We start from the raw sequence: 18,308 nt of genomic DNA on the forward strand, positions 1-18,308 counted from the left end.
CAGCAAGCGTCGCCACATGCGACGGCCCCTTGGGTGCAATCCAACCATATTCAGTGAGGTGCCCCCGGATCGCGTTGATGAGCTGGGTTCGCTGCCGCACTAACAGATCACGGGTCCGAAACACCAGGCCCGCCGCCTGTTGCTGTTCGCTCTTCACGGCCACGAACCGCATGCTCGGCCGCTGCGCCGCTTCGCATATCGCTTCGGCATCGATCGCATCGTTCTTTTGCCGCTTCACGAATGGTTTTACATAGGCGGGCGGGATCAGCCGAACTTCATGGCCAAGCTGGGTCAGCTGACGAGCCCAGTGATGTGCTCCACCACATGCTTCCAGCGCTACCGTGCAACTCGGCTGCGCCGCGAAGAAATCCAGCAGCTTTCCTCGGCTGATCCGCTTGCTGAACATCGCTCGACCCCGCCCATCCGCTCCGTGAACGTGAAAAACGTGCTTGGCGATATCCAGACCGATTGTGATAACTTCTGACACGGACGCCTCCCTTAAGTGGTGCTCAACACCTCCACTTTGGCACATCGATGCCGTCGGGCGGGGCGTCCACCCCATCATAAAAAGGCCCTTACCCGACGCTCGGTAAGGCGGTGTTCGCTTTGCCACCAAAATCGGCATCGGCGGAGGGTGAAGGCACGTCAACGCAGGGCCAATTCCCGACTCGTGCACCGCAGCAAAGTGTGATTTGCTTACCTCTCGATGGTTGTGGAAACCTAACCGGGTCCGCGCCCGCGCTTTACAGCGGGCTAGGTTTGCCCGCTCTGCTGACGCGGCGAGATCGGGCCTAACCTGTTCCAGGCGGCGTGCCGCATACGCCTTGAGGGACATGCGTCAATCAACGCTGATGAGGGTCAAAAGGGAGCTGCGGCTAAACATGCATGCGATGAAAGCGATCGCCATTATAGTGGTCCTGCTCCTGGTCGTGGTGAACGCTCTGGAATTGCTGTCGGCAGCGAGCGCATTCCAAATGTATCTATCGGGTGGGGCGGTGGCGCTGAGCCTTGTCGCGCTGATAGCGGTCATGGTCTGGCGCGGCCCGTCACGGGATAGCCGAAGTGCTGGCGCTGAGGCGGCCCGACCGATGCCTGTTACGACTCGCACAAACCGGGCAGACGCCGAGATCGTTAGCTTTTTGGCGATGCTGCAGGCAAGGGGCCGGCTGGTCGACTTCCTGATGGACGACATCAACGCGCATGATGACGCACAGGTTGGGGCAGCCGCGCGCGTGGTCCATGCCGGATGCAAGACCGCCCTGCTGGAGCACTTCCGAATCTCCCCCGTGCGCGCAGAGAGCGAGGGATCGACGGTGCAGGTCGCCGCTGGCTATTCGCCGGATGAGTACCGGCTGCTGGGCAAGATCAGCGGCCCGGCGCCGTTCTCGGGAGTGCTTGTCCACCACGGCTGGAAAACGGATGCGGTGAATCTACCGCGCGTTTTGTGGAGTTCGACCGATCGACTTCCAGCAATCGCTCCGGCGGAGGTGGAACTGAGATAAGCGGGCTCACATCAGCCGGCTGCCGGACGCCCGAGTCGGATCACGTACAACCGGTGCTTTCTATCAACGCGGCTATTTAACGCGAATTGAAAGCACGACAACTAGGTCAAGCCACTCATGAGCGCTCGTTTCAGTCTTGCTATCGACCTCGGCACCAGCAACAGCGCCATCGCGATCGCCGATCTCGAGAGTGGTGAGACCAGGATTATCGAAATCGCGCAGACCCTAGGACCAAATCAGATCGGCGAGATGCCGACACTGCCATCCGCCGCTTATATTCCGCACTCCGAGGAGTTCCCGGAGAGTTCGTTTCCTCTGCCCTGGAACGATGCCGGGGAGCGCACGATCATTGGCCAGTTCGCGCGTGAGCGGGGGGCGCTCGTGCCTGACCGCGTCGCGACCTCCGCCAAATCCTGGCTGTCCAACCCACATATCGATCCGAAGCAGCCGATCCTGCCCTGGCGATCCGACATCGCGGAAGAGAGGCTCTCGCCATTCGAATGCTCACGCCTTTACCTCCAACATCTTAGGGAAGCGTTCCTGCAAACCGAACGGGCGCAGGGGCGGGATTGGGACCTCTCGGAAGGCGAGATCGTTGTAACCGTTCCCGCCTCATTCGATGAGGTCGCAAGAAGCCTCACCGCCGAGGCTGCCAAGGCTGCGGGGCTTGAGGACGTCACATTGCTGGAGGAGCCGCAGGCTGCATTCTACGCTTGGATGGCGCAGACGAGCAGAGAGTGGCGAAACCTGATTGCTGATGGCGATATCGTGCTGGTCTGCGATGTCGGTGGCGGGACAGCCGATTTCAGCTTGATCGCGGTCACAGATGTTGAAGGCCGGCTCGAACTTGAGCGTGTCAGCGTCGGCGAGCACATTCTGCTAGGTGGCGACAATATGGATTTGGCGCTCGCATATGCGCTGAACGCCAAGCTTGAGGCCGAGGGCAAACGGCTGGACTCCTGGCAATTCCTGGCGCTCGTGCACGCCGCCTCCAGAGCCAAGATCGTCCTATTTGATGATGGCGGGTTGGCGCAGGCGCCAATCGCGGTCCCCTCGCGCGGCTCCAGCCTGCTTGCCAAGACTGTCTCAACGGCTCTCGATCGGGAGACGCTAGAGCAAATTGTTGTCGACGGTTTTTTCGCCAGAACCAGCCTTGACGACCTGCCGCGCGAGAGCCGTGGGGCAGGGCTGCAGGAATTCGGTCTGCCGTATGCTTCCGATCCGGTCGTCAGCAAGCATATCGCCCGGTTTCTCGCTCAGAGCCTGCAGAACGTGAAGGCAAGCGAAAAGCTTGCCGCTCTGGTGGGAGCATCGGCTGGCACGCAGGTGCTGATGCCGACCGCGGTCTTGTTCAATGGGGGCGTTTTCAAGGCAGCGCCAATCCGTAACCGAGTGCTTGGTCTGCTGGCGTCCTGGAATGGCGGCCGGCCAGTCCGCGAATTAGAGGGTTTCGAACCAGACCTCGCCGTCGCACGCGGCGGCGCGATCTACGGTCGTCTCCGCGCCACTGGCAAGGGCATGCGCATCAAGGCTGGCGCGGCGCGCTCCTATTACATCGGCCTGGAAACGTCGATGCCCGCCATTCCGGGCTACAAGCCGCCGTTGAAGGCATTGTGTGTCGTCCCGCAGGGGATGCAGGAAGGCACGGAACTGCTGATCGAGGGACGCGAGTTCGGCCTTGTCACCGGTCGCACGGCGGAGTTTCGGTTTTTCTCCTCCTCGGTACGAAGCGGCGATACGCCGGGACAGATACTCCCCGACGCCGAGCGTGAGCTTGATGACGCTGGCCTGCTCGAAGTCGCGATCCCAGCACAGGACGTCCCGGCGGGGCAGGCGGTGTTGCCGGTCCTCGTCAGCCCCGTCGTCACCGAACTTGGGATCCTTGAGCTTTGGATGAGGCACACGAACTCCGATCGCCGATGGAAGGTTGAGTTCCAGGTCCGCACGGAATAGGGACGGACCGCCTCTGGAGGTAGTTCTTGACGAAAGACCGCGCCCGCTTCGCCATTGGTATTGATCTCGGCACCACCAACTCTGCACTCGCATTCGCGCCACTGGTCGGCGAGGGGACGCCAGAGGTCCTTCTCGTCCCGCAATGGGAGGGCGTGGCGAGTCTGACCGAGAAGCCAACGCTACCTTCTTTCCTGTACCTGCCAGAGGAAGCGGTCGCAGCACACTTGCGCGGTGAGGTGGTCGGAGACGGGCAATGGATCGTTGGCCTTTTTGCACGCATGAAGGCAAGCGAAGCGCCCGGACGGGTCGTCCATTCCGCGAAGTCGTGGCTTTGCCATCACGCCGCCGACCGGTCGGCACCCTTTCTACCATGGGGATCAACCGTTCTGGCACGTGAGCAGAAAATCTCACCGGTACGCGCCTCGGCACTGATTCTGAACTATCTGCGGGGGATCTGGAACAGCCGGTTTGCCCAGGCCGGGTTTGCGTTCGATGATCAAGACATCACGGTCACCGTCCCGGCTTCCTTCGATGCGGCGGCGCAGCGGCTGACGATTACCGCCGCCGAGGAAGCAGGCTTCCCTGGCGATGTGCAACTGCTCGAAGAGCCACAGGCTGCGTTCTATTGCTGGCTGGAAAGCCACGACCCAGCGCACGAATTATGGCAGCGGCCAGACACCGGCGATGCCGGGCTGCGACACGTGTTGGTCATCGATATCGGCGGCGGCACCTCGGATTTCAGCATTTTTGAAGTTCGCCTGAACGAGCAAACGCCGGACCCTGACATCAGGCGTGTCGCGGTGAGCGAGCATACGCTGCTCGGCGGCGACAATATCGACCTTGCCGTCGCCCACTTCCTGGAGCCGCGGCTTGCCGGGGCGGGCGACCGGCTTTCCGGGCCGCAATGGGATCAGCTCGTCGCCGCCTGCCGTCATCTGAAAGAGCGCGCGCTTGCCGCTACGGGGCCGCCGGATGAGCGGTTCGTTGTAGCACTGGCCGGTCGCGGGTCGGGGATGGTCGGCGGCTCGCAGGCGGCGACGGTGATGCGCGCGGAAATCGAGAGCCTGTTGCTGGACGGATTTTTTCCCTTCTGCGACGCGGCGGCGCGGCCGTACCGGACGCACGCGGCACTGAGGGAATGGGGACTTCCTTATCCTTCCGACAGCGCGATAACCCGACACCTTGCCGAATTCCTCAACGATCGCCCGCGCATTGATGCCGTCCTGTTCAACGGCGGATCCGTTCGACCACCGCTCCTGCGCCAAAGACTCCGCGAGCAAATCGGAGGCTGGCAGGACGGCTTCGTACCGCCGGTTCTGGAGAACGAGGAGCCGGATCTGGCGGTGGCGCGCGGAGCCGCGCTATTTGGTGCCCTTCTCCACCACCGTTCGGCTCGCATCGCCGCTGGGGCCGCCGCTGCGATCTTTCTCGAAGTGGAGGGAATACAGACAACGGATCGCCAGGCTGTGCGTCCGCCCCTCGTATGCGTTCTTCCTCAGGGTGCAGCGCCGTCGCAGCTTTTTGAGATCACTGATCTTGGGCTTAAGCTCCGCACCGATCAGCTGGTGCGCTTCCAGGCTTATTCCTCAACCCGGAAGAGCGTCAGCCGGACCGGAGACATCGTTTCCTGGTCGGAAGGCGAATTTCACCCGTTGCCCCCGCTCCAGACCATCGTCAGGACGGCTGAGCTATCGGGATCGGAAGCGGGCGGGATGTTGCCCGTCCGTCTGACGGCGCAGATGAACGCACTGGGGCTGCTCCAAATATCGTGCGTCAGCGCCGATCCCGCCGTCCAGCAGTCCTGGCCGCTGGAATTCAACATGCGCGAGCACGTCGACGGCGTCGCGGGCGCGCCCGGTGCGGGGCGGGCACGGCAGGAAAACGCTCCGATTGAACCGAACGCTTCAGCGGATGCGCTGGAAACGGCACGCAGGCAAATCGGGATCGTGTTCACCCAGCCTGCCAATAACAGCAAGAAGAACAAGATTACTGCTGCCACAATCCTCAAGGGTATGGAGCGCATCCTCGCGTCTGCCAGAAGTGAATGGAATGGGCCCCTGCTGCGCGCCCTTTGGCCAGCGCTCGAGGAGCGGCGGGACGACAGACGACGTTCAGCCGACCACGAAGAGGCATGGCTCATCGTGGCTGGTTTCTTACTGCGCCCGGGCTTCGGCGTTGTCCGGGACGATCTTCGTATCGATGCCCTGTGGCGGGTGCACGATGATGGCCCGTGCTTCCCCGGTCGGCGCATCAAGAGCCAGGAATACATCCTCTGGCGCCGGGTGGCGGGCGGGCTCACGCGCGAACGCCAGACCAGGCTTATGGCCGGAGAGATCGACAAGATCCGCAGCGGCAAGGCGCCCGACGAGCTCGTGCGCTTGGCTGGATCCTTGGAACTGATCCACCACGACACCAAGGCGGAACTGGTGCGTTGCTTCTGCGATACCGCGGTGACGCTTGCACGGGCAAAGCGACACTGCGCTCCTTATCTTGCGGCACTCGGGCTCCTGCTCAACCGAACTCCGCTCTACGCAGGGCCAGAGACTGTTGTCTCGCCCGATCTCGTCGAGCACTCGTATCAGGCTTTCCAGGGCTTCGATTGGACTACGCCCGAGTTGCTCGACCTGCAGACTCTGTTCCTCCGGGCCGCGCGCGTCGTCGACGATCGGAGCCTGGACCTACCCATGCCTTTGCGCGGCATGATTGCCAGCAAGCTGGAGAAATCCGGCGTCCCTGCGCTGCAAACCGCAAAAATCAAAGGGTTCGTTCCGATCGGACGATCCGACCGGGCCAGTCTGTACGACGAGTCACTCCCTCCCGGTCTGATCCTGATCGAATAGACATGCGCGAGGACCGCGCCGCTAGCGGCCATGCCGCCGCCGCAGCCGCCGAGAAGCGTGATGAAGTCGCAAGCATTGTCGCCGCCGCAGCGGTTTAACGTGAGTCAATGTTTCTAGTAGTTTGACGCGCCGCATATCGGACATCCCGTGTTTGTTGCGATGGTTCGGCTTCGGGCCGATACTGTTGAAACAGTCGAAAATCGTACCAGCGCAAAAATCTCGCTGAAATCAGCTCGGGGCGAACTCCGGAAAGAAAAGCCTTCACGGCAAAGCTAGGAAGATCGCACAGCGATCCAGCGTAGATCGACGTGGTCCCCTGTACCTAACAGCTTCGACCGCACCGGTAGCCTTTAGAAAATAGGCATGCGCGCCACATAGGACTTTCAACAGAATCGGCCAGACACGGACGTATCCGGTGGGGGCGAGACAGGTCAGCGCTTGCTCGGATAGCTGACCCGACCTCAGACAATTGTCAGCAGCTCCAGGTCACTCGCTCAGTTCGCGTATGCGTTGTTATGGAAGAACTCGGGCAAAGGACGACGTCTGTTTTGATCCGCTTAGCGGACCTGTCAGCATCCAGAGAAGACGTCAGCAAATGGGGCCAACAGCAGACTCACCGTGTAGGCGATCGGGCGATGGAAACCTTCACGGTCACGGTGCCAATCGTCCCATCGTCGGACGAGACCGTCAGAGTGAGTGGATCCGTCAGATCCTGCTGGTCACGGGCGAGCAAAAGCGCAGTCAGCGCGGCCTCTTTGACAGCCGCGTCAGACTCGACCCCCTCTTCATCAGGAGGGTCCCCGGGTTGAGAAAAATAGAAGCGCATTCCAAACCGAGGCTCTCAGGAGGAAGGAACGTTCCTAGTCAAGTATAGATAGCTCTCGTCAACGCCCGACGCTTGGACAACTTTCTCATAATCCTCGATCGTCACAAAGTTCTTTTGCAAGTCGAGAACCCGCTCTGCACGGAACGCCTGCAACACTCTGTTGACGTGCACCGTGCTTAATCCGAGCGCTTCCCCTAGCTCGGATTGCGTCACCGGAAACTCGAACTCTTCTCCGTTCGTCAGTCCGACTGCGGCCATCCGCTGCCGCAACTCGGCAAGAAGGTGCGCCATACGTGCGGCGGCCGGTCGCACCCCCATGTTGACGATCCATTCGCGAAAGATAGCAGCGTCTACCAGCGTTTCCCGCCACAGCGCGCAGGCGATCGAGGGGTGGGTTCGGACCAGGTGCTCCAGCGCCGAATGAGCGATGAAGCCCACCGTTGCTGGAGACATTGTTGCGAGGTCATGATCCATCGTTTTCAAAAACAGGCTCTGAAGATCCGGGATGTCGCCTGGAACATGAAAGGAAAGGATCTGCCGTTTTCCATTGTTAGCGACCTTGGAGCGGCATGCGAAGCCCTTGATGATCAGACAGCAATGGCTGGGATGATCCCCTTCCGAGACAAGATAGGTGTCCGCAGGAACGACTCTGGTCTCCACCTTGAGGGAATGAACGGCTTTGGCGTCATCGTCGGAAAGATGGGTGTCGACCCGCAATCTGCGGATCAGCATTTCGGTGGGATGCATGGTGGACCGTGCGATGGCGAAGTCCAAGACCATCGACTTGAGGCCGGGTTGAAAAACCTCGGAGCGACGAACCTAAGTCGCTGAAAGGCCGCATAGTGCGGCGAAACGCCAGATTGCTGACGCAGAACCGATGTTCAGGAAGGTGGGTGGCACTCAACCACCCAAGGCACGTGTCTTTGTAATACACGAAAGGGTAGTACGTTCCTACACAATAAAGCTCTGGACCGCATGCGACACCCCCGCGGTGCAGCCATCCCGCCAGAAGGCAGCTTAGAGCGGCCGCCTGGAAGGCGGCTCACTCTGGGGCGAGCTTGTATATCTCACCGGGTCTTAGGTTGAGTTCGTCAATTAGCCTTTGCTGCTTTTCATTGAGAGCCGCCGGTACGATGTCCGCCGTCCAGCCTTCGGGAACGGCCGCAAGAACTAGCGTCAGCGCCTGACTTGGCTTGGCGAAGGCGAGCCACATCTGCTTCGTTGGCACAGCCCCGTCGTCCGAGGTCACTTCAACGAGCGTAAACGAATTGCCGAATGACTCTGCCATAGCAAATTGATCCCGCTACCGGCCCACTCCTCGAACTAAGCGGCTGAGCCGGCTACGACTAGCGGCGTTGCGAGAACCGGCCCATCGCCAAACGCGCGTCAGACAATGGGCCGTCCCGGGTGGATGGCGGGACCTTAGGCCGGTATCGCCACAGACCAACTTCCAAATTTCGATAGCGGAGAGTCGTTCCTATCAGGGGCTTTGCAGGTAGCCTGCCGTACAGGTCTCAATTGGCTTTTTGGAAGGACTAAACTACGACACCACAAAAAACGCCGCCCGCTTAAATAAAGCGCAGGCGGCGGCTTACCAGCCCCGGGAGGGTGAGAGTAAATCCCGATGAGAATGAGTGTCCAGCGCCGTGCCGAGGTTCACCGCTTTGCCGAAAAAGCCTAGATTGGTGGTTGTAGACCCGGCGAGGTCAGCCACTTGTTAACCTCCCCTGCGACATCGATTTGCCTAGCCTTTCGCAAGAGTTCCGTGCGGCGGATGCCAGGGGGCATCCCGCTGGCCTGTTGGCGCAAATTAATCGCCTCTTGTGCGAGACGGTACTCGAAGGTTGATGATTGTTTCAGGATAGGTTGGGCCGACATGTGGTGCTCCGCGGTCGGGTTGAGCGGGAGCGCTATTCGCGTCCACACCACCGATAGATGCTACGGGCCGCTCGGTGGCGGCGGGATCGTGCGCCTTTATCTGCGACATAGCCAGCGCTTTGTTTTATTTCCTCGCACAGGATCTGCAAACTGGCCCAGGGTTTCGCAGTCGCCTCAATTACTCCTCGCCTCTGGACCTCTTGTCAGAACGATCAACGCGGTCCGCTCGAAATTCCGCGGGGCCTTCGAGCAGACGCTGCTTTCTCGTCGATTGCACCTTGGAGCTCGCGGAGGCGTCAGCTCTTTCATCTATCGCAGTGCCAGCGAGGTGGAGAGCACGCTTCCGCTGGCGGCCGACGCGACGTTTAGCATCCTCTTCGTCATTTTGCTGGCTCTCTGAATTGGAGCTATTTGAAGTACAACGTGAAACTCAGCAACCGCGGCAAATATTTTTTAGCTTCGCTGCGGTGCGGGCTTCTTCCGCGAGGAAGGGGTCCTTTCCGACAGACGATGAGTCGGTACTGCTTGCGGAGGGCTTCCTCGCTTTTGGAGGAAAGGCTGCGTCGTAACAGGAGAGGCGTGCGCTGGTACTTTCGATTGAACGGCAGTTCGGCTCCGCCGCGAAAGCCGCTGGTGCTGCACCGAACACTGATGCGAGGAAAAGCGCGGCCGTACACATACCTGTTCGAGCCATTGTCATGCTGAACGCCCTTCTATTTGATGTCTGCTCGATCGGCTTTTGCCGGGCCCATGTTCGAAAGCGGCTACCTGGGGGCCACACCAGCCCTTCCGATTCCACTTGCTGGGTGTCAGGTCCCTGCTACTTCTTCTTTGCGGGACCGAAATCCGGCTGCCAAGCGGCATCTTTCCGGCTCGGCGCCGCCGCGATCACCTTCGCCTTTTCCTTCTTCGGCTTTTTGGCTTCGCGATTGCCGCGTTGCTGGCCCTTCGCCATGTCGCTCTCCTGTGGTGGTTCGAGTTCGTCGAGTTCGTTGGGCTGCAACACTCGCCCACGGGAGTGCAGACTGACGTCCATGTAGCCTTCGCGCAGCAATTTTCGCGCAAGCCGCAATGCGACCTTCGCCGTGCCGCGGCCGAGGTTCGAGCTGCCGTATTCGTTGGTCCCACTGACCAGATACGGCACGCGTGTTGCCCTAGCCATTGAAGATGGCGGCCGCGCACACAAGAAGTAGAAGAAACAAGGGAATAATCACCGGCGGCACGATCCATTCGGAGATACGACCACGGGACATCGAACGCTCCTGCGAAGCCTTCGGCGGGAGCACACGTGACCCTCAGTCACCGGTGGGAGCCGTTGAGAAGTGCGGTGATCAAGCGACTCTACGCCCATTCTGAACCAATAGCGAGCGCTATGTACCGCGGTGATGCCGGCTCCGCTGTGACATCTTCGTTTGCGGGCGGGTCACAATAGTGCTGGCTATTGCCGCGCGAGCGGCGCATGGTCGCGAGCGCCGGCATCGGTTGGGGCTTCACTTGCGAAAGGCAGCTGCATGACCATCCGCTCGCGGCGAGAAACCGTCACCTTCAAACATCCGTTCCGCATCCGCGGCATCGAGCACGTTTTGCCAGCCGGCGCTTATGAAGTCGTCACGGATGAGGAGACGATCGAGGGACTGACCTTCTCCGCCTATCGCCGTATTGCTACAATGATCACCGTTCCCGCTGAAACCGGCTGCGGAACGATGGAGATGTTGTCTATCGGCTCGATCGATCTTGCGAACGCACAAGCTGCGGACGCGAGTAACGTCCATGACTGACCTGCCGGTCGATGTCGACAAGCGCCGCGGCATGGCCGCGCAGAAGGCCACCCACCTGCGCCGCGCCTTGGCTGACATCGAGGCCAATCTCCGCGAGGTGCGTGAGCGCGAGGCTGATCTCGAAAACCGCATGATGACGGTCCCTGCCGCGTCCTGGCCGGAGGCGGCTGTGAAGGCCCGCCATCTGCTCAACCTCTATGCTGCAAGTCTGCCTGGCGAGGATACGCTTCATCGCGCACTGGTGGCCGCGCTATTCGACGATTTCGCTCGGCTGTCGGACGAGATCTGAGGCGAACGTCGGCCGTTTGCACTCTCTCGGCTCAACTGGGAAGCGGAAGCCCACAGACGATGATTGCAGGGACGGCCATGCCGGGTCCCAATCACGTAGCTGAGAGCCAAGGACGACGTTGACCTGCGAAGACTCGGATATGCGTTCAGGTCCTCTCGCGCTGGCGCCGACATTCTCTAAACGGGGCGCTCATGATGATCAGATATTTCGTCGATATCAGAGACGATCAGGAGCTCTACCCTGATGACGATGGAATAGAGTTCTCCTCGCAGCGAGAGGCCGAGATGGAGGCGGCTCACACGTTAGCAGGATTGGCATGCGATTGGGCGGGTCAGGACGGCCGCCCGGACGTTGCAGTGGAGGTCAGAACGGAGGCGGGCCGCTTGTTTCAGGCGGCACTGATCTTCGAAGCCAATAAATCCAAGTAACAGACCTCTCCTTGTTGCGGCGTTTGGACCGTGAGGGATTCTGTTTCGCGGTTGAGGTGGCCGTTGCATTGCGCACCTCGCCGCTGCGGCGCTCAACAGACGAGTTCGTCGGTCCAAACCTTGAAGCTGAGTAACGTGTTGGGTCCGAATGTCTGGGTGATTGGAACGTCGGCGGCATCGCGGCCCTGTGCGATTAGCACGCGACCGATCCGGGGAACGTTGTTGCGGGGATCGAATGTGTACCCGCGCCCGCCGAGATAGGCTTCGAACCATCCGGCAAAATCGCCGGCGGCATATGGAGGCGCCATGCCGATGTCACTGAGATAGCCCGTGCAGTAGCGCGCGGGAATGTTCACGCAGCGGCAGAACGCAATAGCCAGATGCGCATAGTCCCGGCAGACGCCTTTGCCTTCGCTAAACACTTCCCAGGCAGTCTTGGTGGGGCGGGCGTGTTCGTAGCCAAAAGCGATGTGGTTATGGACGAAGTCGCAGATGCCCTCGACCCGGGCCCAACCGGGCGCGGTCTTCTCGAACAACTTCCACGCCGCGTCGGTAAGTCGGTCCGTCTCGACATACCGGCTGCCGAGCAAATACACGATTGTGTCCGGAGGAAGATCTTCCACCGCATGTTGCTGCGCAGATGATGCGATCACGTCGGGCAGACCGCTGTCTCGCACTGTGCCGTCCGCTGTGAGGCGCATGCGGCCGGCGGGCGCAACAAGACGGCTACACCAATTTCCGAATCCGTCGCGATATGGCGTAATCGGTACTGAAGGCTCGCTGACAAGATGATCGGGCACGACGATGTCGGATGCCCGCGTGAAGTGGGTACCGACAACTGCAATCAGAGGTGTCGGTTGCGGAAAGTCGTAGATCATCTCGAAGCCAACGCGGAGTTTCATAGATCTGCTCCAAGAGACGATTGAGAACGCAGCAAAACGACCTGTGTGCGCATCGTCACCGATGAATACCGCGAGCGCTCAAGCGCGAACAGTATGACATCGCCGCCCCGATCGCCAGCCGCGTGCTCGACCGCGTTTGGCAATAATCGCCAACGGGAACCCATCTCTAGCTGAAGGCGTTTTTGAAGATGAAGATGCGATCCGGATTCAAACCCATGTCCGTTCAGCCGGCGCAAGACTGGCTGGCCCAGCCTGTGTCCGAGAAGGCGTCCTACCAGGGCGCCCGTCGCACTGTGAGCGAAGCCGACGCCGACATCCTGAGGAAGCGCGCATTAAAGAAGCAACGAGCGTTGATCGGCGCCCTCAATGGCCGTGCGCGATCATGAGAGATTTCAAATGTCCTCATTGTGGGCAGCTATCCGCTTTCGAGGCCTCCGAATGCAATGGGTGTAAGCAGCCCTTAATGTTTGATCCTGAGAACATGGCAATGGTTGGCGTGGAAGCCGCCCTGGAATGCGCCAACCGGATTATCATCGGTTGCAACTGGTGCGCTGTTGCGACAGCTCCCTACTGTCTGTCCTGCTCCCTGACCCATGTCATTCCTACCACGCAAAATTCCCATAACGTGTCGCTTTGGGCGCGCGTGGAGGAAGCCAAGCGCAGATTGGTCTACGACCTGCGACGGCTCCGCTTGCCCATCGCGTCCGCGGGTGGATTTCAGCTGGCATTCGAGATTCTGTCCGACGAGCACGGGCCGGTCCTGACTGGGCACGAATCCGGCCTGATAACCGTCAACCTTGCGGAGGCCGACGATGTGCAACGCGAGATCAGGCGCGTTTCCTTTCGCGAACCCTATCGCACCCTTCTTGGTCATTTTCGACACGAAATAGGGCACTTCTACTGGAATGCCCTGATACACGAAGGAGGATTCCAATCGCCGTTTCGGCTGGTGTTCGGCGACGAGACCGAGAATTATCAGGCCGCGCTTGCCGCCTATTACGCCCGTCAAGATCGGTCTGACGACCCGACAAGTCACATCAGCATGTATGCGACATCTCATCCCTGGGAAGACTGGGCAGAAACCTTCGCCCACTTCTTACATATCGTTTCGACCCTGGATTCCTTGGCAGGACTTCCGCTGTCCTTGGACGCGCGCGCTCACCACACGCTAAACGATCCCTATCTCGAAAGCGATTTTGGTGCACTTTTGGAGTTGTGGAGCCCGCTCGCACTGACGATCAACCGTCTCAACCGTTCACTGGGTCTTGCCGACGCGTACCCGTTCGCCATTTCGCCCCCAGTTAAAGGCAAACTACACCTGGTCCATATGGCGATTTCGGCTTTTAGAAATCGGCAAGAATCAACGGCAGCCGGGTAGGTTATCGATTGTCGGCGATATCTATCGGATCTGCTCGCGCTCAGGGGAGCGGTCTTGCTTGCTCGTGGACTCAAGGACCCGGCCTCGGAAATGCGCCGACAACCAAATCAATGGCCTCGCTGATCTACGAAGCAAGCGCTCATTTTTTATGCTCGGGGGCCGGCTATTCCCTACTTCAAAGTCGAGGCTTCCTTGGTGATGGCCGCGATTGCCGTGCCAGACTTGCGAACGATGCTGGTAAACTGCTCATCCGATAGCTTGAGCCGCTTCCGCAGAATCTTGACCTGCACTTTGTCTCTCAAATCCAACGAATTGCGGAAATAGGTCGGCTTGTACCTGTTCATAGTATTCACTTACAATTGGGGGATAGGGAAAATCGCGATCAGGGCGGGCGTTACGCCGCTCCTGCCGCGGTGGTGGCTGTGTGCTCCTCGCGAAGCTTCCGCCGCCATTAAGGCAACATTCCCCATAGACCGGCGTTCCTGGCTTCAGAAATATATCAACGTGAACCTCAACTTGTGCCCGACAGCAGGCTGACCAAGGCGCGCGCGAGTTCATCGACACTTGGGTTGAAAACAGTGTTTGCCCAGCAGAGCAGTTCCGGACTCCCGGAGCCTCTTAGGACGAGGCCGAGCTTACCAGCGTCCTTGTCGCCGCAGCGAAAGAGCAGGGCATCTTGGACTCAAACTAACCCGCGAGGACGGGACGTTTGCGGCCCCATAGGAGACAAGCTCAAGGCCGCCAACAAGGCTAAGCGCGCCCGCCTCGGCCGGCGCATAGAATAGGGGCCGAAGGGCTTCCGTTTGCGCGTCTGACAGGAACGACTCTCCAGTCGGGAGATTGAAATACCGGTCTGTGGCGCGACCTGGACCGTTCCAAGTTTGAGTCATCCACCCGGAGCGGCCCCTCGTCCGACACGTGTTAAGCAACGGGCGGGTTCTCGTAATTCTTGACTCTCTCAACTGCTGGTGTATGGTCTCAACCATCGATACTGGCCGAACAACTGTTCCGCTTTCGCCTCAGATCCTGCGGCGCGCACGTTTCAGACATTCTCCAACATCGACTAATTGGAAACCTGGCCGCAGCTCCGCGCGCCGGGTCCTGCGCGTATACGAAAGGAAACCTGATGAATACGGGTACAGTGAAGTGGTTTAACACCCAAAAGGGGTTCGGCTTTATCCAGCCGTTAAACGGGAGCAACGACGTCTTCGTTCACATCAGCGCTGTCGAACGCGCCGGCATGGGGACTCTGAGCGAAGGTCAGACTCTGTCTTATGACGTCGTGGCAGACCGTCGTACCGGCAAGTCCGCCGCCGAAAACCTTCGTGCTGCTTAGTTAGTTGCACGACAGACCTGTCGCTCCAGCCACGGATGTACTGGCAGAGCTTGTGGTCCTGCCCCGCGCCCGAGCCATCGGGAGCGGGGTTTTTTGATTTAATCCGGCAAAGAGATTCAACAGGCGTGGCTTCGCTTCGATCGCGCGAATTGATTTCGCAGTGGCTTGTTTTGTCTTTCAGGCGCATAAATCGGTATGCTCGATTCTGATCACCGATCTTGTCGGTGCGGCGCCGTCTATAGCCGAACCGAGGCGATGGCCCCTAGTCGGCAGATCGCCAGCTTCGAGTGCTCGGTTTGCGGCGCTACCATGGAATCGTGGAACACCGCCTGGGTGCCCATCTACAGGTTGATTGCCGGCCCCGTTCGACATTCCTCATCTGAAGGATGACTTCACCTCGCAAATCGAACGCCGCAGCCTGTAGCAGGAATTGGCGTTCATGGCAGAGTCATTCGGCAACTCGGTTGCTATCGTTGACGTAACCGCGGACAGGCTACCGCGGTAAGATGGTTCAACGCTCTGGCCGACCACGCCGGCATGTTCCCTAGGCGCGGGTGCATGCGGAACGTGGTATCCTTGGTACCAAGCAGGAGATTCAATGAGCATCGTAAAACGTCATCTGGCCGAGCAAGAAGAACGCCTGGCACTAATCGAGGAAATTTGCATCGATACGGGAGCGCTTGTCTTGGATACTGCCACGGACGAGGTCTACTTTTCTGCAGACGAAGCGGCTTACAAGAACGCCTACGTCACCGTGTTTCAAGCCTGGGCGAAGGGCACGATCAAGGGCACAGCGGAACAGATATTCGAGGCTACAAAATCCATTCTTGAGGACTAGAGATTCCGCCCTGGACACTCAGATAGAGTTGTGAGCGATGAGGAAGAATAATGCCATATGCCTACAAGCTGAATGAGGACGTTCGCCACCAAGCTCAAGGCCCGCAAGGACGTGCCGCAACTGAACCGCAGATGATTTACACGATCGTACAGCACATGCCCATCGAGTCTGATGGACGAGTTAGGTATCGTATCAGGTGCAAATCCAAGAATATCGAGCGCGTTGTTACGGAAGATCAGCTTTCGTATTTTCAGTGATCGCGAGCGCCCGTTCGGGCCCCTACACTGTCCGGAGGCAGCAAGGAGGAAACATGTCAGACCGGCGGGAGCTCTATCGGAGCCCAAATGGCGACGCATGGTTCATCGCACGCGAGCCCACAAACGGTTACGCTTTCATCATCCACCAGCCCAATGCGCCCTCTGGTGGCCGGCTATCTCACGTCGAGCTGGGCGAGTTCTTGCGTGACGGGAAGGGCCCCGAACAGCAAGCATTGTTGCGATTGATCGGAACGCTGGTCGAGGTCCCGCCGTTTGCGTAGGATATCCTTGCACTCATCGATCATGGCTAACTCGCCCCATAACTGATGGCCCACTTCAAGGCTGCTGCCGACTTGAAAGCGGGTTTGACACTTCTTTGTAGGTCCGACACGTTTGGCTACGGGCCGCGAGGAATTGTCGACGAGTCACAAGCGTTCAGCACCCTGCTTGCCGCAAGAGAGTCTCGGCCGCCCGCGAGAATGGCGCTTTTGGTTGAGGGAGCTGGAATAGTACAAGTGAGTCCAGACCTTCAGCCACGCCAGAAGCGCCGGACGCACGCCTGAAGGGTCATCGAGTCACTTCGCGTAACCCTGTGATCGGAGCCAAGCGATTCGACGCTCTCCATTCATCCAATCGTCAATATCGACTTTGCTCGTGAAGCCCGTAATCTCTCGCGCTTCTGCGCCCGGGCACTCGGCGATGATAGCCCAGTCGCCCTCGGATTTACGAACTGGTTTGAAGCTCACTTTTATTTTTGCCATGCCGAACTATGTAGGAAGGCGGCCGAAAAGGGAACCCCGTTTGTCCATGTTCGGCCTGGAGTAATAGCAGAGTCGCCCCGCCCCACCGAGGATGCCTTACTCTGGAGCGATCTTGTAAACATCGCCGGGTTCGAGGTCGAGTTCCTCGAACATCCTCTGCTGCTTTTCAGTGAGGACCGCTGGCACGACTTCCGCAGTCCAGCCTTCGAAAACGGCAGCAAGGACTAGCGTCCACGCCGGATTAGGCTTGGCTAAGGCGAGCCACATCTGCTTGGCTGAAGAGCGTCGTCCGAGGTCACCTCACGATAGTGAATGAACTGTCAAACGACTCTGCCATCGATGGCTAATCCGCGGAATTGCTAAGAGTTGCAATAACTAGGATCGCGGAAGGCGGAAGGGGCCAGCAATCAATCTACAGGTGGGCACCCAAGCGGTGTTCCACGATTTCCATGGTCGCGCCGCAAACCGAGCACTCACTGCGAAAATAGAACGAGGCCGCTGAGGATGGAACCAGGATAGCCGGTGAAGCGGGAGATACAGGCACAACTGGAACACGTCCGATAGCTAAGCCTGGCGCCGCTGTGCGGGCGCCCCGTTGCCCCCAGCTCTGCATATAGTTACTCTCCACTAGTCACTCTCCACGCGAAGCTCAATTCGATACTGGCAGAAACTTCACATGCTAACGACGACACGCGAGTACATTGATTTTTGGGTCGAGAACAGCGTTCACCCTGCGGAGCAATATGGGGCGCCAGGCGCTTCACAAAGCGTGGACGTATTGGTTGCCCGCCTCGTTGAGGGGGCCAAGAACCAAAACATCCCGCGAGAGGCCCTTGAGAAAGAGGTCGGTGATCTAAAGCAGTACATCGAGGGAAAACTCGTGGCCGCCAACCGGATTGAGCAGGATCGCCGCAAGTGACTTCGACTAGCGCAGAGCCGACGAAGTCGCGTCTATCTTAGCTCCGATCACGAAAGGCACTGCGAGAACGGCCATGGCAATGCGAGAGGAAATAAAGCGAGTGATACATGCTGCGACACCCGTATGTCGCAGCAGCTCTACTCAAACGCTGCTGGTGTTGGGCGAGCTCCTTAGCAACGCACTCGACAGAATCGATGAACTCGAGAAGAAGGCCAACGTTCAAACGGCAGACAAGCGCTGATCGCCACCCGATCTCATTGCTCAAGTTTTTCCGGCTACCTGGAACGCCGCGAGGTTAGCCACAGGCGAGATCCACAATGGGTTCACAAGTGGAAAGCCCAGCGCTCCCCAACTCAGCGCCGACATCGAAGCGGGGCGACACACCGGAGGGCTGTTCGCCAGCATCTGAAGAGATTCGGATAT

At 59.3% G+C, this 18,308-nt stretch carries 18 protein-coding genes; 12 read left to right on the forward strand and 6 right to left on the reverse strand.

The window, feature by feature from the left end; genetic code table 11:
- A partial coding sequence (locus BLV07_RS25155) for an IS110 family RNA-guided transposase (RefSeq protein WP_143035467.1) occupies positions 1-487 on the reverse strand: 487 nt, incomplete at its 3' end.
- Positions 488-833: 346 nt separating this feature from the next.
- Here BLV07_RS25155 and BLV07_RS25160 point away from each other — a divergent pair.
- From BLV07_RS25160 to BLV07_RS25170, 3 genes are all read left to right on the forward strand, one after another.
- Positions 834-1,502 (forward strand): DUF2760 domain-containing protein, encoded by a 669-nt coding sequence (locus tag BLV07_RS25160; protein WP_210187819.1) that lies wholly within the window; start codon positions 834-836, stop codon positions 1,500-1,502.
- A 117-nt stretch (positions 1,503-1,619) separates the two neighbouring features.
- Positions 1,620-3,455 (forward strand): Hsp70 family protein, encoded by a 1,836-nt coding sequence (locus tag BLV07_RS25165; protein WP_091891044.1) that lies wholly within the window; start codon positions 1,620-1,622, stop codon positions 3,453-3,455.
- Positions 3,456-3,481: 26 nt separating this feature from the next.
- Positions 3,482-6,295: a hsp70 family protein gene (locus BLV07_RS25170; RefSeq protein ID WP_091891047.1), complete on the forward strand. Its 2,814-nt coding sequence runs from the start codon at positions 3,482-3,484 to the stop codon at positions 6,293-6,295.
- A gap of 841 nt (positions 6,296-7,136) precedes the next feature.
- On the opposite strand, the gene BLV07_RS25180 is transcribed toward BLV07_RS25170, so the two are convergent.
- The 3 genes from BLV07_RS25180 to BLV07_RS25205 form a co-directional block, all read right to left on the reverse strand.
- Complete coding sequence (locus BLV07_RS25180; protein WP_091891053.1) at positions 7,137-7,901, reverse strand: Crp/Fnr family transcriptional regulator; 765 nt, start codon at positions 7,899-7,901, stop codon at positions 7,137-7,139.
- A gap of 262 nt (positions 7,902-8,163) precedes the next feature.
- Entirely contained in the window at positions 8,164-8,409 is a 246-nt protein-coding gene (locus BLV07_RS25185) for a hypothetical protein (RefSeq protein ID WP_091891056.1), read from the reverse strand.
- 1,410 nt (positions 8,410-9,819) lie between these two features.
- Positions 9,820-10,143, reverse strand: a complete 324-nt coding sequence (locus BLV07_RS25205) for a hypothetical protein (protein ID WP_091891065.1) — start codon at positions 10,141-10,143, stop codon at positions 9,820-9,822.
- A 367-nt stretch (positions 10,144-10,510) separates the two neighbouring features.
- Here BLV07_RS25205 and BLV07_RS25210 point away from each other — a divergent pair, with 367 nt between their 5' ends.
- The 3 genes from BLV07_RS25210 to BLV07_RS25220 all read left to right on the forward strand — a co-directional run bounded on the left by BLV07_RS25210 (position 10,511) and on the right by BLV07_RS25220 (position 11,494).
- Positions 10,511-10,777 carry a hypothetical protein gene (locus BLV07_RS25210; protein WP_091891068.1) on the forward strand — a complete coding sequence of 89 codons (267 nt, stop codon included), beginning with the start codon at positions 10,511-10,513 and terminating at the stop codon, positions 10,775-10,777.
- Positions 10,770-11,066 carry a hypothetical protein gene (locus BLV07_RS25215; protein ID WP_091891071.1) on the forward strand — a complete coding sequence of 99 codons (297 nt, stop codon included), beginning with the start codon at positions 10,770-10,772 and terminating at the stop codon, positions 11,064-11,066. The genes BLV07_RS25210 and BLV07_RS25215 overlap by 8 nt, the downstream gene beginning before the upstream one ends.
- 191 nt (positions 11,067-11,257) lie before the next feature.
- Positions 11,258-11,494 (forward strand): DUF6894 family protein, encoded by a 237-nt coding sequence (locus BLV07_RS25220; RefSeq protein WP_091891074.1) that lies wholly within the window; start codon positions 11,258-11,260, stop codon positions 11,492-11,494.
- 92 nt (positions 11,495-11,586) lie between these two features.
- On the opposite strand, the gene BLV07_RS25225 is transcribed toward BLV07_RS25220, so the two are convergent.
- Positions 11,587-12,396, reverse strand: coding sequence for a transglutaminase-like domain-containing protein (locus BLV07_RS25225; protein ID WP_091891077.1), 810 nt, complete (start codon positions 12,394-12,396; stop codon positions 11,587-11,589).
- A 182-nt stretch (positions 12,397-12,578) separates the two neighbouring features.
- Between BLV07_RS25225 and BLV07_RS47730 the strand changes: the two genes are divergently transcribed.
- On the forward strand, positions 12,579-12,782 hold the full coding sequence (locus tag BLV07_RS47730; protein ID WP_210187820.1) for a hypothetical protein: 204 nt from the start codon (positions 12,579-12,581) through the stop codon (positions 12,780-12,782).
- A complete protein-coding gene (locus tag BLV07_RS25230) occupies positions 12,779-13,774 on the forward strand; it encodes a zinc-binding metallopeptidase family protein (protein ID WP_091891080.1) in 996 nt (331 codons plus the stop codon). The genes BLV07_RS47730 and BLV07_RS25230 overlap by 4 nt, the downstream gene beginning before the upstream one ends.
- Positions 13,775-13,944: 170 nt before the next feature.
- Here the strand turns inward: BLV07_RS25230 and BLV07_RS25235 are convergent, their stop codons facing one another.
- Positions 13,945-14,118, reverse strand: a complete 174-nt coding sequence (locus tag BLV07_RS25235) for a DUF3606 domain-containing protein (protein ID WP_091891083.1) — start codon at positions 14,116-14,118, stop codon at positions 13,945-13,947.
- 782 nt (positions 14,119-14,900) lie between these two features.
- On the opposite strand from BLV07_RS25235, the gene BLV07_RS25240 reads away from it, so the two are divergent.
- From BLV07_RS25240 to BLV07_RS25270, 4 genes are all read left to right on the forward strand, one after another.
- The gene (locus tag BLV07_RS25240; protein ID WP_091891086.1) at positions 14,901-15,110 is read left to right on the forward strand and encodes a cold-shock protein; all 210 of its coding nucleotides are present in this window, start codon (positions 14,901-14,903) and stop codon (positions 15,108-15,110) included.
- Positions 15,111-15,708: 598 nt separating this feature from the next.
- A complete protein-coding gene (locus tag BLV07_RS25245) occupies positions 15,709-15,948 on the forward strand; it encodes a hypothetical protein (RefSeq protein ID WP_091891088.1) in 240 nt (79 codons plus the stop codon).
- Positions 15,949-16,258: 310 nt separating this feature from the next.
- On the forward strand, positions 16,259-16,486 hold the full coding sequence (locus BLV07_RS25255; protein ID WP_091891373.1) for a hypothetical protein: 228 nt from the start codon (positions 16,259-16,261) through the stop codon (positions 16,484-16,486).
- Between the two features lie 1,156 nt (positions 16,487-17,642).
- Positions 17,643-17,885 (forward strand): hypothetical protein, encoded by a 243-nt coding sequence (locus tag BLV07_RS25270; RefSeq protein ID WP_091891097.1) that lies wholly within the window; start codon positions 17,643-17,645, stop codon positions 17,883-17,885.
- Positions 17,886-18,308: the final 423 nt, after the last annotated feature.

The organism is Bradyrhizobium sp. Rc2d, from assembly GCF_900099855.1.
Lineage (GTDB): Bacteria > Pseudomonadota > Alphaproteobacteria > Rhizobiales > Xanthobacteraceae > Bradyrhizobium.

Bases quoted from the DNA above. Each gene is read 5' to 3' on its own strand.
- BLV07_RS25160 (WP_210187819.1), top strand. From the start codon at position 834: ATGCGTCAATCAACGCTGATGAGGGTCAAAAGGGAGCTGCGGCTAAAC.
- BLV07_RS25165 (WP_091891044.1), top strand. From the start codon at position 1,620: ATGAGCGCTCGTTTCAGTCTTGCTATCGACCTCGGCACCAGCAACAGC.
- BLV07_RS25180 (WP_091891053.1), bottom strand. From the start codon at position 7,901: ATGGTCTTGGACTTCGCCATCGCACGGTCCACCATGCATCCCACCGAA.
- BLV07_RS25185 (WP_091891056.1), bottom strand. From the start codon at position 8,409: ATGGCAGAGTCATTCGGCAATTCGTTTACGCTCGTTGAAGTGACCTCG.
- BLV07_RS25210 (WP_091891068.1), top strand. From the start codon at position 10,511: ATGACCATCCGCTCGCGGCGAGAAACCGTCACCTTCAAACATCCGTTC.
- BLV07_RS25215 (WP_091891071.1), top strand. From the start codon at position 10,770: ATGACTGACCTGCCGGTCGATGTCGACAAGCGCCGCGGCATGGCCGCG.
- BLV07_RS25220 (WP_091891074.1), top strand. From the start codon at position 11,258: ATGATGATCAGATATTTCGTCGATATCAGAGACGATCAGGAGCTCTAC.
- BLV07_RS25225 (WP_091891077.1), bottom strand. From the start codon at position 12,396: ATGAAACTCCGCGTTGGCTTCGAGATGATCTACGACTTTCCGCAACCG.
- BLV07_RS25230 (WP_091891080.1), top strand. From the start codon at position 12,779: ATGAGAGATTTCAAATGTCCTCATTGTGGGCAGCTATCCGCTTTCGAG.
- BLV07_RS25235 (WP_091891083.1), bottom strand. From the start codon at position 14,118: ATGAACAGGTACAAGCCGACCTATTTCCGCAATTCGTTGGATTTGAGA.
- BLV07_RS25240 (WP_091891086.1), top strand. From the start codon at position 14,901: ATGAATACGGGTACAGTGAAGTGGTTTAACACCCAAAAGGGGTTCGGC.
- BLV07_RS25245 (WP_091891088.1), top strand. From the start codon at position 15,709: ATGAGCATCGTAAAACGTCATCTGGCCGAGCAAGAAGAACGCCTGGCA.
- BLV07_RS25255 (WP_091891373.1), top strand. From the start codon at position 16,259: ATGTCAGACCGGCGGGAGCTCTATCGGAGCCCAAATGGCGACGCATGG.
- BLV07_RS25270 (WP_091891097.1), top strand. From the start codon at position 17,643: ATGCTAACGACGACACGCGAGTACATTGATTTTTGGGTCGAGAACAGC.